General features: G+C 63.7%; 12 protein-coding genes. 7 read left to right on the top strand and 5 right to left on the bottom strand.

The genetic code is table 11. The annotated features are described in order from the left end of the window. The first annotated feature begins 341 nt into the window (after positions 1 to 341). A complete protein-coding gene (locus tag CYU59_RS24365; RefSeq protein WP_293003759.1) occupies positions 342 to 644 on the top strand; it encodes a hypothetical protein in 303 nt (100 codons plus the stop codon). A 17-nt stretch (positions 645 to 661) separates the two neighbouring features. On the opposite strand, the gene CYU59_RS24360 is transcribed toward CYU59_RS24365, so the two are convergent. Both CYU59_RS24360 and CYU59_RS24355 read right to left on the bottom strand, forming a co-directional pair. After that, positions 662 to 1,579 carry a DUF2637 domain-containing protein gene (locus CYU59_RS24360; RefSeq protein ID WP_293003757.1) on the bottom strand — a complete coding sequence of 306 codons (918 nt, stop codon included), beginning with the start codon at positions 1,577 to 1,579 and terminating at the stop codon, positions 662 to 664. A 148-nt stretch (positions 1,580 to 1,727) separates the two neighbouring features. After that, positions 1,728 to 2,459: a hypothetical protein gene (locus CYU59_RS24355; protein ID WP_293003755.1), complete on the bottom strand. Its 732-nt coding sequence runs from the start codon at positions 2,457 to 2,459 to the stop codon at positions 1,728 to 1,730. 215 nt (positions 2,460 to 2,674) lie between these two features. On the opposite strand from CYU59_RS24355, the gene CYU59_RS24350 reads away from it, so the two are divergent. Further along, entirely contained in the window at positions 2,675 to 3,181 is a 507-nt protein-coding gene (locus CYU59_RS24350) for a hypothetical protein (protein WP_293003753.1), read from the top strand. 65 nt (positions 3,182 to 3,246) lie between these two features. On the opposite strand, the gene CYU59_RS24345 is transcribed toward CYU59_RS24350, so the two are convergent. Next, positions 3,247 to 3,654 carry a hypothetical protein gene (locus CYU59_RS24345; RefSeq protein WP_293003751.1) on the bottom strand — a complete coding sequence of 136 codons (408 nt, stop codon included), beginning with the start codon at positions 3,652 to 3,654 and terminating at the stop codon, positions 3,247 to 3,249. Between the two features lie 344 nt (positions 3,655 to 3,998). Beyond that, positions 3,999 to 4,787, bottom strand: coding sequence for a hypothetical protein (locus tag CYU59_RS24340; protein ID WP_293003749.1), 789 nt, complete (start codon positions 4,785 to 4,787; stop codon positions 3,999 to 4,001). Between the two features lie 913 nt (positions 4,788 to 5,700). Between CYU59_RS24340 and CYU59_RS24335 the strand changes: the two genes are divergently transcribed. From CYU59_RS24335 to CYU59_RS24315, 5 genes are all read left to right on the top strand, one after another. Then, complete coding sequence (locus CYU59_RS24335; protein ID WP_293003747.1) at positions 5,701 to 6,222, top strand: hypothetical protein; 522 nt, start codon at positions 5,701 to 5,703, stop codon at positions 6,220 to 6,222. Positions 6,223 to 7,434: 1,212 nt separating this feature from the next. Next, positions 7,435 to 8,121 carry a YoaK family protein gene (locus CYU59_RS24330; protein ID WP_293003745.1) on the top strand — a complete coding sequence of 229 codons (687 nt, stop codon included), beginning with the start codon at positions 7,435 to 7,437 and terminating at the stop codon, positions 8,119 to 8,121. A gap of 273 nt (positions 8,122 to 8,394) precedes the next feature. Continuing rightward, on the top strand, positions 8,395 to 8,607 hold the full coding sequence (locus tag CYU59_RS24325; RefSeq protein WP_293003743.1) for a heavy-metal-associated domain-containing protein: 213 nt from the start codon (positions 8,395 to 8,397) through the stop codon (positions 8,605 to 8,607). After that, entirely contained in the window at positions 8,604 to 9,524 is a 921-nt protein-coding gene (locus CYU59_RS24320) for a heavy-metal-associated domain-containing protein (RefSeq protein WP_293003741.1), read from the top strand. Before CYU59_RS24325 ends, CYU59_RS24320 begins: the two co-directional genes overlap by 4 nt. 14 nt (positions 9,525 to 9,538) lie before the next feature. Next, complete coding sequence (locus tag CYU59_RS24315; protein WP_293003739.1) at positions 9,539 to 11,815, top strand: heavy metal translocating P-type ATPase; 2,277 nt, start codon at positions 9,539 to 9,541, stop codon at positions 11,813 to 11,815. Positions 11,816 to 12,118: 303 nt separating this feature from the next. Here CYU59_RS24315 and CYU59_RS24310 read toward each other — a convergent pair whose 3' ends face one another. Next, positions 12,119 to 13,438, bottom strand: coding sequence for an MATE family efflux transporter (locus CYU59_RS24310; RefSeq protein WP_293003737.1), 1,320 nt, complete (start codon positions 13,436 to 13,438; stop codon positions 12,119 to 12,121). Between the last annotated feature and the right edge of the window lie 64 nt (positions 13,439 to 13,502).

Raw genomic sequence — 13,502 nt, 5'->3', positions numbered from 1 at the left:
GGAAGCTTGACCGCGGCACCACACAAGATCAGACCTGCCGCAGTCGCTGCCTGCACCACTAACTCGGAGCCACACATGAGTGGCCCGGAGCCGTCTACGGGCCGCAGATCGGTGACCAATCTGATCCCGACCACATCGCCGTCGGCCACGTTGCTCACACCGCCCTACTCGCCCTTAGTGACTGACCACTTACCAGCACAGTAAATCGGCACCCACCGCTCGCACAACTTCGTCACCGAAACCACCCGCCAGAGTCATACGATCGGACGACATGGCCGTCCATGGCCCGGGCTGCCAAATCCGGCACCGCCGAAGGCGATCGGCAGGCATAGCATCGACGGATGGTCACCATGCAGCCCAGCCAGTACCGTGACGCGGCCACGCGCCTCGACGAGATCTCAGCCTCAGTCCTGTCCGGCGCCAACGATCCCGACATCGTGCTGCCCGCCGTCGTCGCCGAGCTCACCGCGCTGGCCGGCGACCGATCCGGCGCCACACTGCAGGCGGTAGGAGAACTCGCCGACCGACTACAGTCCGCAGGCTCAGTTGAACCCGCCACGTTCGACCAGATCACCAAGGCGCTACGCGATCTGGCCGACCGGGAAGAGCGCACTATCGACGAGGTCAACAACCTCTGGAACTAAGATCCGACCCGCGAGATTCAGGCCGCGAGGTCGGCGGCGGGCAACACCCGAGCCAGTACGTCATCGGCTGTCTGCTTGATCGCCCGAACCTCGCGGTGATGCACGTCCAGGGAACCGCACACGGCCCGCTGCGAGTCCCCTTCGTCATAGAGACGCCGCAGAATATCGGCCACCGTCGCCGCGGGCAGCTCAGCGATCTTTCGGACATCCGGGTGCCGCTCCTGCACCACGGCACCGATCGACTCCCACCACAGCTGACGTTCCGCCGGCGAGCTGGGGCCACTGCCGGCAGCGATCGCCGCCGGCACCGACGAGGACCCGCCTGCCGGCGTGCGCGTCGATTCGGCGGCGTCGCTGTTGTCCGCCGAAGTCGACGTCAGCAACGCCAACGTGAAGCAGACCAGCGACAGGTCGACCGGAATGGGCCACAAACTGGCCTGACCGGGGTCGAATCCGAGCGCCAGAATCAGCGCACGCAACGAAAAATACGACGTCACGAAGGTCAGGGAACCGACGCCGACGGTGATCGTTAGGGCCGCCGCGAACACATATGCATCGACGCGCCGGTACTCGCTGCGACGGTTCTTGATCAGCAGCGCAACCGAATGCGTGGCCCCGAGCAGCAGCAGCGGGGTTACCGCGGCCGCCATCGAAGCCAGCGCCTTCAGATGCGACGCCGGCGCCGCCATCCACGCGTGAATCACGTTGCCGCCCAGCGATATCACCGTCGCGAACAACAACCAGCTCCAGTACCACACCCGAGCCCGCGCGCGTGATCTCGCCTTCACGTCGATGACCCCGCGAACGACCGCGGCCTCCCTCGGGTCGACCACAGCGGGCGGCGATACCTGCACCTGCGCTGCGGGACCGTTGTGGGGCACCCCGTTGTGGTGGACAGGGCCCGCGGGTGCGGCGCCGTGATCGAGCATCGTCATGATGGTCAGTCATTCCCTTCGCGAGCAGGTACCGCGCACGTCGGCGCACTGTGACCCGAATCTGTTGTCGTACAGGACAAATCGTTACGGGGCTAAACCGCGATAACCGGCAGCCTATCAGCGGTCGTGGACACGAAAGCACGCGAAATCATGCGGCATCGGACCGGTGTTTCCGCGCGTTGCCGCGGCTGGTGACGCTGACTGTGCTGCCGCATTCGGGGCAGGTGCCGCGAGGACTGCACAGCCGCAGGTTGGCGCCGGGCGCATAGTGGCCGCTACCCGGGCACTGGGCGGGGTCGGCGGCCTTCGGAGCTTTGGTGGTCCATTCCACCGGCGCCGAAGGAAAGCAGTACGTGCAGAGCACTGACCCGTAGGCGCTCACCGCGTCTGCCTCGGTTTCTCCGGAAAGCTCAGGCAGCCAGCCGATCTCGGTTGTGACATGCAGGCTGCGGCAACCGGTCGAGCTGTGAATGTGGCCGCCGGGCACCACGAAGAACCGGCTCCATCGACCATTGTCACGCCACACCTGCTCGAGAGTCTCGACCACCAGCCGGGCGGCACCCACCGCGTCCAACGCCTCACGGTGGGCCTTCAGGGCAGCTTGCGCTCTTTGTGGCGTCATCCGCACCGCCGCCGGAGCGGTGATCGTGACAGTGCCGGCCGCCACAGCACGCGCCTGGTCGGCGGCCTCCGCCAAAGACATACCCCAGGTCGCGTGCCGAGCTCCGTGATACCCAGTGCGGTCCCCGGCGGCCCGGTGCACGCCCATCTCGGCGCTGTCTACCCGGTCGAGCGCGAACCGGAGTGCAGTAGTGGCGGTCGCGAGTTCACGGTCGTGCGCTTTGGCCTGGGCCGTGATGAATAGCGAAGGTGTCGACATAAACTCATCCTCGCGCGCTTAACTAGCGTTTGTCAAGTAACTAACTTTACGGCCGCTACATCATTCAAGCGTTTCGTCCCTCCAGCTAACCTCTTTGAACAGTTGCGACAACCACGGCAGGGGCCGACACACCTGGCGTAGCGGCGCCCAACCCCCCGGCGCTGGCCGCCAGCAAAAGCTTGCGCGTGTCAACCAAAATGGGTCACCATTGCCTCATGAGCTGGACAGCGCTGCTCACTTACACCGCGACTGCCCTCACCCCCGAGGACACCGCGGCCCTGTCGACCGCGCTGAGTGACTGCGACATCACCTACAACCCCAACACCGGTCGACTCGACATCGCACGTGAACTCACCGAACCCACGCTGGCCGCAGCGACCGAGCGCGCGCTAGCCGACGCCGCCAACGCGACCGGCCTGCTCAAACCGACCCGGCTCCTCGTGCAGAACACCGCCGCTCTCCACGCTGAGACAGCCAATCCCGCCGCGATGAACCTCGACCTCGTCGGCATCACCGAAGTCGCCGGCGAGCTCGGAGTGTCCCGCCAGCGCGCCGGCCAACTCGCCGAAAACCCGGACTTCCCGGCACCGGTTGTCCGTCCGGCCTCAGGTCGGCTCTACACCCGCGACTCCGTCAAAGCCTTCGCCGCCCGCCACCCGCGCATCGGTAGCCGCACCCGAAGCAGTTCCGCTGAACGGCATACGCGCGGACGAGTCCAATGAAGTCGCGGCGCCACGATCGCCGCTCCGGATCCTTGCTGCCACGCATGTCGCCGCGGCGGTCGAGCTCAGGTTTCAGGACAGAAAATTTGTAGAGCGGCCTCGGTGACCGCCTCGAGCTGCAGGAAATTGAGCCCGTATTTCCCTGTCACCGCCTGCCGGGCGGCGCTGTCGCCGACCGTCCAATGCTCCCTCTGGTGTTCTCCTTTGACTTGGCAATACAGCCTTCCGGCCGCGATCACTTCGTCCGCCTGAAGGTTCGGAACGCCTCCGCCGCTGCCTTCATTTCCGAGGTCGGAGACGCGTTGAAGGTAGCTGTTCTCCTTTGGGCTGATCGTGAGCGTGGGGTCGCTAGTTGCGCCGTGGCCACCACACCCGCTTGCGAGCAGCGCCGCCAACAGCAGCAGCCCGGTGGTAGTGGCCGATCGCATCGTGCTTTCTCCCCTATCGACGTAGGTGTGCTGCAGTTTGGGCATCCCAATGCCGAGTCTGCCTCATTCGCCACTTTTGGCGCGACAGGTACTCCTAGACCAGGTTTCCCAGTGTGAGTTTCGAGCTGCAACGTTGTTTTCAGGATGCGCCGTCCGCTCACGCAGCAGCAAACTAGTTTCTGTAGCTACTTGCCTACGGGGGCGTCACCGCCTCGATGCCCTCGAACGAGGGAATAATCGGCACATCACCGAGCCTCCGGTAAAACCAGGGCGATTCACTTTCAAAAAATGCAGTGGCTCTGAAGTGCGACCATTCGATTTGTCTCACGCTGGCTGCCACCGCCAGGACCCGGCAATGACTTTATCTGCCGGCGGCTGTCACACCCTCGCTACCCGATTTGACCCGCCTGGGAAACAGCCCGCAGTTGCTCTACCAATCGTTGAACGTCCTCGCCGGCATCCAGACCTAGTGGCTTTAGCCGCCCTTTGCTGTCTTGATTGACGCGCGCGTTCGAGGCTCCGAGTACGGCATTGATAGGTTGGGTGTTCTGCCAATCATGCTGAAGCATGCTCCGTGTGAAGCTGCCCGAATAGATAGCGTCAAGCTCGGACCGTCGCTTCTTAAATCGGCCACGGATGTCGTAGCGCAAAACAATGACGTGAGCCTCGATTGCAGCAGGGGCAGAAGAGAAGGCTTCCTTTGCCGTTGCGATTACGGTGGAGGCAAGAGCTTGTCGGTACAAATCGGTCATCTCCGTCTGATTTCGCGGCCGCGTTTCAGCCTGGCTTTTGAGCACGACGCCCTGAGCGATTTCAAGACCGGGAAAGTGCACAACCAAAGTGACATAGGGACCGCGCCTGGTCCGGTTCGCGTCAATACATGCAGAATGAGAGGCATTGTCGGCGAACGCGGCGTCGAGAGTATTGATTACCTCGGCCTGGTCGTGCGCTTTCAACCGCGTCCAGCGCGCCACGGCCTGCTCGTACTCAAGGCGTAAACGCTCCTGCTCATCTTCGTCGATCATCCACATGTTCTGCCAGCGCCGATGAGTGACAGGCGGTTCTGGGGGTTTCTCATGGTGAAATTCTTGAAGGTGTTGCTTCGTGAGCAGCTCTGCTGCGCGCTCACTCTCGGCCGCCAGATCCTTAGCCTCCCGCCGAGTCGTCGCCCGTTCCATCCATCCAAGGAGTCCTACAACGATATCGAGCCCGAGATCCAGGGTGCCGAATATCGCGTCGGCACCAGTCGGCTCATTGACCTTCGACTTGGCGGGAGTTTGTCTCGAGGCTCTTCTGCCTGAAGTGGAGGCGGTGAAAGGGCCGAAGCCAGAACTAATCGTCGTCGGCCCGCCCCCAACATGGGCCCGTGCTGCGCGGGGTCCGACACTGGTGCGAATCCCTGACGAAGAACCTCGGACACGCACACCCGGCGCAATTCGCGCGCTGAAACTCGACCCCACCCCTCCAGTCTGACAAGGTTTTGTCCGCTCCGTACGAGGATGCGTCCAACCGGCTAGTCGGCCGCGAGTCAATCCTTGCCGGCATGAGAATCGCGACATCTTTCAGCAACACGAGCGCTGGCTCGAAGAGCTGCGTGAGTACGTCAAACACAAAGAAACGATCCCTTGCGACGCAGGCTGTATTACGCTTCCGGCCATCACCGATGAGATCACCGAGGCCGCCGCTGATCCGCGGCCGCACACCAACCAACACAGATACGACTGGAGGTCGCGAGCCCGCGATCTCGACGACGCCCTCGAACGGCTGGGACCTCAATTCCGTGCCTACATCGAGCCCGCGGGCTCAGACCTATCGAGCGCAATCGCCAACGGCCTTAGCGCGAACGTCTCGTCGTCGAAGGTGGTGTTCTGCCAACACGCCAGCACAGGGCTTCATATTGGCTTCAGGCGTATGGGCTGCTAATTTGCGCGCATGAAAAAGGTGCCTGCCAGTGTGCCAGTGAAGTCATGGGCAAGGCTCCGGCTGAGGCCAGGGAATAGACAGAGGTTCTCTGATCGAGTCGAGAAGCGAGAAGCTCTTGCGCTTCGCAGGTCTTACCGCATTGCCCTAGGCAGCCTCATCCTATCGTTGGTGGTTGCGCTGCTGTCCACCGGAACCTCCTATGTCAGCACGCGTTCCAGCGAGCGGCAAGCGAGAGAGGCGCTGACCTACAACGACCGCCGGGCGGACGAAGAGTTCCGACGCACCAATCAGCGCGTTGCATATGCGGAGTTTCAAATTGAGATGGTCAGAGCCAATAACGGCATCGCCCGCTTCGGAACCATATTGGCTTTCGAGACCGACTCCTTGCTCCCCGTCGAATCCATAAAACGCTCGATGCAGTCCCTCCTAGATGCGATGACTCCGATGAATGACAAATTTGCGGTCGTCCAAATGGTCGCGTCCGAGAGAACCCTGCAAAGCGCGACCGAGTGGCTCGTGAAGACGTCCAACACGATAGGTCTGCTGAGCAGCTCGCTTACCTACGCGGCGGAGACGTACTCGGCAGACCAAGCCAAGCTAAGAGCAATCGCCGAAGACACGAAAGAAATGTCGCGGCTACGGATGACGTTCCTGAAAGACGCCCGGAGTGACGTCAACGCTTTTGGCTGAGACATTAGCGTCGGCGGGATCGGACCTCGGTCACAAGAAGCCGAGGCCGAGGAGGGTTCGCTGCTGCTGCCTGTTGTCATCAGCAAACTATCCGTGTAAGTTCTCAAATTCCGTGTCCACTCGCGACATTCTGACGTGCGGCACTGCGTGGTGTCTCACTCCGTGTCCACACTGATTCGTCTCACCGTCGTGTCCACTTTTGCGACTCCGTTTTTGGCCATCGACGATCGGGTCGCGACCAGGCCCTGTGCGGGGCGACTGTGGCCATCATTTCGTCACGGTGACACCCGGGGTGCCAATAATTTCACCGACGATCGTGTCGGCTGACCGATATCGAATGTCGTAGGATGCGAACTACTTCATGTGGCGAAAGATGTTATCGACAAACATATTTAACACATCATCGTCTCACGCTGCCTATTAATTGTTGTTACACGATGTAACTCGAGTCGACGGATGAGGGCGGACGCGCACGATTGATCCATCAGACGAACCAACTCTACCCACCTATCTGCGTGCCGGTGTAGGGCCCGTGAAGACGGGCCAATCCTCGGCGACCGCCGGTTAGTGTTTGGCTCGTTCGTGGACCGTCGGACTGCCGCGGCCCGAGTTTTGTTGCGTTACAACAGCTTTTTATGGGTAGAGTGGTAACTCTTTGCACCGCAGTGCGCTGCGGTGCTCAATGGCCGGCGAAAACGTGCGCGACAATAGTGGTTAATTCGCCCGGAGATGTTGCCCGAACATAACGGAGCATCAGCCGCGGCCGATTTAGAAAATCTGTTGTCGTAGCAGCTTTTCGGCGTGGTCAAATTTTTCTGCATTTTTCGGCCAGACAGGAGCATGTGCAGGGGGCTTCGCAAGCGACTGCACGTCACCGAACCGGGCTTCAGATCAGGAATGCGTTGCGCTGTCGTCGCGAGGAAGATGTGCGCGGTCCCATGCTTGGTAGCCGTCGCGGATTCCTCTACTGACGGCGTCAGGCTGGTCGCAAGGCCCTGGTGTCCGTGCACCTTTGCTCTCAGAGCTAAGGGTGCTGAACGCACTGTGGTCGGCACTGATTGGCGTTGCCGCGACAACGGAACTTGCGATGTCGATCGCGGCAGCGATCACCATCGCGGCTGTGACGACGGTTTGGCGGTGCACCTTCATGGCACATACTATACCCCAGTAGGGTATAGGCTGATGTTCTTGTCAAGAGCGGATGGGTTGACGATGGCGACTTCGCCGACTGGCGGTGTGACGTCGGCGCCTGTTCTGGGGTTGATTGGGGCACTGGCCTGCATTGCCGGGTTCGTGAATTCGGTGGCGTTGTTGGTGTGGGCTTTTCCGGTTGGGAATTTGACAGCGCTGACCACTCAGGCCGGCATGCATAGCACGTATCCCGCCCTCTATCAGGGGCGGATGATCGCAGCGATTGTGCTGGCCTTTTTTGCTGGGGCGAGCGTCGCGGGTGCGATGCTGGCGTTCGCGCGGCCGTTTGCGGGCCGGGGTCACGCGGTGATTCTGCTGATCGAGGCCGCGCTGCTGTCGGCGGCGGCGGTCATTGAGCACCCCATCGTCAGGGCGGCGCTGGCAGCGAGCGCGTGTGGGCTGCAAAATGGGATGTCATCGAACGTCCCAGGAATGCCGATTCGTACGACACACTTCACCGGGACCCTGACCGATCTTGGTCTTTTAATGGGCCGCCGTTCTCGCGCGAGTCCGGACAGTGGGGATAAAGGGAAGGTCGTCATATTGACGACGACCGTGGTCTTGTTCGTCGGAGGTGCTGCAGCGGGGGTGCTCATCGGGAACCGGGTCGGTGACCACGGACTCATGTTGGCCGCCGGCGCGTGTGTGACTCTCGCCGTAGCGATCGGTCTGCGCGACCGCTTTCGCCGCGCTCATGCTGCCCCCTGAACGGGCCCGTCAGGGGGCAGCCCGCACAAGTCTCCGCGCTCGGGTCGCGGAAACGCTGGGGAGCCGTCGGGTGTATCTGTCTGGTGTCGCCGCGGCTTTGGGGCCGCGATATGGCGTTGCGCAGACGGTTGCCCGTGGCGCGGGGCCGCAGTGGCGCATCCTCATGTGTCGGTATGGCGTGGCGCGCCCACGGCGCGACACACCATACCCCGTGGGGGTATGGTGGGGCTCTGTCCGCTTAGCTCAGCGAGTGCTTGGGCGCAGGGAGGTGCTGTGGTGACGAGTGAGTATCGGGTGGCCGGCATGACGTGTGGGCACTGCGAGATGTCGATCCGCGAAGAGGTGGGCCATCTGTCCGGTGTCGCAGCTGTGGACGTCAGCGCCGACAGTGGCTTACTTCGCGTCAGCGGCGACGGCTCGGTCAACGACGAGGACATTCTGGCGGCGGTGCATGCGGCCGGGTACACGGCTGTGCGGGTCGGATGAACACTGCAGCCCGCCTTACTGTTTTCGGCGCCGCACTGCTGGTGGCCTTTGGTGGGGGCTATGTGACGGCAGCGGCCCTTACCCCGGATACTGCGGTGGCGACCGGGCACACGCCGCCTGCGATGCACAGCCATCACGACGCGCTTGGAGGTGGGTCGGCCGGGGTGGCGCTGGAACAGGACGGCTACGTGTTGTCGCCGATTGCCGCGCCGGAAAATGTTGGCAGCCCAGGCGAGTTGAGCTTCGCTATTTCTGGCCGCGACGGCGCGCCGCTGGTCGACTACGGCTCCAGTCATCACAAAGCGCTGCATCTGGTGGTGGTGCGCGCCGATGGCTCGCAGTTCCGGCATGTCCACCCAACGTTGAACCGCGCTAACGGCGCATGGACCACGCCATGGCAGTGGAACGCTGCGGGTACTTATCGGGTGTTCGCCGATTTTCGGCCCGGCGACGGCGCTGACGCCGCGGCCGTGACGTTGACTCGCGCGGTCGAGGTGGTCGGGGACTTCGTACCCGCGCCGCACACCGCGACCCGCACCGTCGACCAGGTGGATGGGTTCACGGTGTCGCTGGACGGCGGATTGGTCGCCGACACCACGAGCACCGTGGCCGCCACCGTGGTCCGCGACGGCAGCCCGGTGGTCACGCTCGAGCCGTATCTGGGCGCCTTCGGTCACCTGGTGGCGCTGCGCGACGGCGATTTGGCGTACGAGCACATGCACCCTCACGGCGACGAGCCCACAGCAGGCCAAAAAGGGGGGCCAAGGGTCGAGTTCATGGCCGAGGTGCCCACAGCGGGCCGATACCTGCTGTACCTGGACTTCCAAGTCGACGGGCAGGTCCACACGGCGCACTTCGTCGTCGATGCCGCTCGCCCCGGTGCCCCGAGCGACCTGGCCGTGGACCCACCCCGATGACAGAAGCAAACAGGATGCAGAGGTCCGTCGCGGTGGATCACCGGTCTCGCTGGGAGTTCGAGATTGCCGGGATGACGTGTGCCTCGTGCGCCAATCGGGTCGAACGGGCGTTGAACAAACTCGACGGGGTCCATGCGAGCGTGAACTACGCCACCGAGAAGGCTGCGGTGGAGGTTCCGGCTGACTATGACGCCGCGCGGCTGATCGACGAAATCGAAAAGGCCGGCTACCGCGCCGCACCGCTGGTGGCCTCGGCCACCGAATCCGCAGCGGCTGGCGACGATCGGGCCAACGATGCCGATCTGACGTCGTTGCGGAACCGGACGGTGGGTGCAGCCGTGCTGTCGGTGCCGGTCATCGTGATGGCGATGGTGTCGGCGCTGCAGTTCACTTACTGGCAGTGGGCGTCGCTGACATTGGCCGCGCCGGTCATCGTGTGGGCGGCGTGGCCGTTTCACGCGGCGGCATGGGCCAATCTGCGTCACGGCGCGGCAACGATGGACACGTTGATTTCGGTGGGCACGCTCAGCGCGTTCGGGTGGTCGCTGTACGCGCTGTTCCTGGGAACCGCGGGCCTGCCTGGGATGCAGCACTCCTTCGAAGTGACGTTGCGGCCCTCCGATGGTGCGTCCCACATCTACCTTGAAGTCGCTGCGGGGGTCACGTTGTTCGTCCTGGCCGGCCGCTACTTTGAGAAACGCTCCAAGCGCCGGGCGGGATCGGCTCTGCGTGCCTTGCTCGATATGGGCGCCAAAGAGGTGTCGGTCCTGCGTGACGGCGTCGAGACCAAGATCGCGATCGAGGCGCTGGCTACGGGTGAGACGTTCGTCGTGCGCCCGGGTGAGAAAGTCGCCACCGACGGCGTTGTCGTTACCGGCACGTCGGCGGTGGACGCATCCCCTGTGACCGGTGAGTCGGTGCCGGTCGAGGTCGGCCCAAGCGATGCGGTCACCGGCGCCACCGTCAACGTCGGCGGCCAGCTGGTGGTGCGCGCCACACGCGTGGGCGCGCACACCCAGCTGGCGCAGATGGCCAGATTGGTCGAGGCTGCGCAAACCGGTAAGGCCGAGGTCCAGCGGCTGGCCGACCGAATTTCGGGTGTTTTCGTACCGATCGTGATCACCATCGCCGCCGTCACGCTCGGGGCGTGGCTGGGTGCGGGGGCAGCGGTGTCGGTGGCTTTCAGCGCTGCGGTCGCCGTCTTGGTCATCGCTTGCCCGTGTGCGCTCGGTTTGGCCACACCGACAGCGCTGCTGGTCGGCACCGGTCGAGGCGCTCAGATCGGCGTCCTGATCAAGGGGCCTGAAGTGCTGGAGTCGACCCGCTCGGTCGACTCCGTGGTCCTGGACAAAACTGGGACGGTCACGACGGGAACGATGACGCTGTCGCAGGTAGTCACCGAGCCCGGCGCTGATCGCGACGAAGTGCTGCGCCTGGCTGGTGCTGTGGAGAACGCTTCTGAGCACCCTATTGCGCAGGCGGTGGCCGCAGCGGCCAAGCGACAGTTCGGCGCTCTGCCTATGCCGGAGGAGTTCGCCAGCATCGAAGGCCAGGGCGTGCATGGGGTCGTCGAGGGGCACGCTGTGGTGGTCGGGCGGGAATCGTTGCTGGCCGGGCGGTCGGAGCCGCTCAGCGCCGCGCTCGCTCGGGCCAAAGTTCATGCCGAGAACCAAGGTAAGACCGTGGTCGTCGTCGGCTGGGACGGGCAGGCCCGCGCTGTGCTGGTAGTCGCCGACGAGGTCAAACCGACCAGCGCCGCGGCGATTTCGCAGCTGCGTGATCTCGGGCTCACACCCATCCTGCTCACCGGTGACAACATGGTGGTCGCCCGCCAGATCGCCGCCCAGGTCGGCATCGATGAGGTGATCGCCGGGGTGTTGCCGCAAGACAAAGCCGATGTCGTAGCCGGGTTGCAGGCCGCCGGTAAGACCGTAGCGATGATCGGCGATGGCGTGAACGACGCCCCGGCGCTCGCGCTCGCCGATCTCGGGTTGGCGATCGGCACCGGCACCGACATCGCGATCGAGGCCGCCGACATCACCCTGGTGCGTGGGGACCTGTGCAGCGCCGTTGACGCGATCCGGCTGTCCCGCACCACTCTTCACACGATCCGGGTCAACCTGTTCTGGGCGTTCGCCTACAACGCGGCAGCGATCCCGGTCGCCGCGCTGGGCCTGCTCAATCCGATGCTGGCCGGTGCAGCGATGGCGTTTTCCAGCGCATGTGTGGTCGCTAATAGCTTACGGCTGCGGCGTTTCCAGAGCACGGCGCCCAAAGCCGCAGCAACGTGAAACCGGTACCGTCGCGTGGGCTGACGTCGTAGACCCCTCGCCGCCCCGCGTTTACACGAAATCGGTCTTCGTGGTTCAACACGGCAGAACGACCCGGCGCTGGCGGGTGCTACAGGCCGAGCTGCATCGCGTGGTGCTGCTTTCGAATGAAAGCAATGCTATTGCGCTTCGCTCAACAGTTGCCGAGGTCATCCTGCGTGTTCGGCGGGGTGCGGGCTTTTTAAGCTCCGCGCAGGCAGATTGGACGTGGCACTTTAGTGAGCGGCTACTTCGCCTTTTGAGCGCGGTGGACGGCCGGCGCCGCTACGTAGAGCGCGCGTCTTTCCGCAGATCCCGGCGAAATCGGCGCAGGAGTATGACGGCGGTGGCAGCGAAGCCGGTGCTTAGACCCGCCCAGATGCCCGCGCCGTGTAGGTGCGCCGCAAACGCCAGCACCAGCATGGCGGGCAGCCCGATCATCCAATACCCGATCGAGGTTGCGCTGAGCCCCGCCTTGGTGTTGCCGATACCGCGCAGGAGTCCGACGGCGATGTTTTGGGTGAAGTCGACGATTTGCTGTGCGATCGCCAACAGGATGAAGGTTTTGGCGAATGTGATGGTGGTGACGTCGGCCGGTGCCAGGAACGGGCGCAGGACCCAGTTCGGGGCGATCACGTACAGCAGCCCCAGACACCCGGTCACCAGCCATCCCAGGGCGAGGGTGACGGCGGCGATCTGCTGGGCTTGGTTTCGGTCGGCTCGGGCGACGGCTCGACTGATCAGGATTGACGCAGCGTGGGATAGGCCGATGCTGATCTGGAACGCGATTCGGGTCAGTTGTGTCACGACGTTGTGCGCGGCCAACGCGATGGGACCGAAGGCCCCCATGATTACGGCGGCCAGCGACGTGATGCCGGCTTCGGAACCGTAGGTCAATGAGATGGGGATCCCCAAACGAATAATGTGGCGCGCTGTGCCGGAGTCGGTCGTCCAGCCGTCCCCGGACAGCAGTGGAGCGAGCTGAGGGTCGCGGCGCAGCACAAGGTAGAAGGCGACCACGGTCGCGACTTGGACCAGCGTCGTGGCTAATCCGACACCTGCCAAGCCGAGCTTGGGAATGCCCAGCGGGCCGTAGATGAAGGCGAGGTCCAGCGCCGCGTTGACGGCGATGGAGCCGACACTGACTGCCAGCAGAGGCCCGGGTCGCCGCATGCCGACGGAGAATTGACGTAACACGTTGAGCCACATCATCGGAATCAGGCCGGGCGCCAACGTCATCATCATCGGCCTGGCGAGGGTGAGCACGCTGGTGTCGAGCCCGAAAAGGGGTAGCAGGTAGCTCAGCCCGATCAACGCAGCACCCAGCAGCAGCGCTGTCGCGGTGGCGATGGAGAACGCTGATCGGGTGATCTGCCGTATTTCTCGTTGGCTCTGCGTGTCGGGGTTGGCACTTGCTGAGCGTGTTTCGCCCCGGCCGGCGGCGTCGGCGATCAGGTTGCCTACCGCGGTTACCGCCCCGACGCTCATTGTGCGCATTAGATTGTAGAGGGCTGCTGCCAGCCCGCCTGCGGCGATGGCGTGCACGCCGATCACACCCATGACCGCCAAATCGGTGGTGGTTAAAGCGACTTGGGTGAATTGCACACCAGCGATCGGGGCCGCTAATCCCGCGAGCTCACGGCTCGTTGATGCGAGTCGTCCTACCCGC

Origin of the sequence: Mycobacterium sp. (genome assembly GCF_002863225.1) — a bacterium.
Lineage (GTDB): Bacteria > Actinomycetota > Actinomycetes > Mycobacteriales > Mycobacteriaceae > Mycobacterium.
The sequence above is the reverse complement of the archived record's forward strand: the minus strand, read 5'-3'. Positions and strand labels throughout refer to the sequence as shown.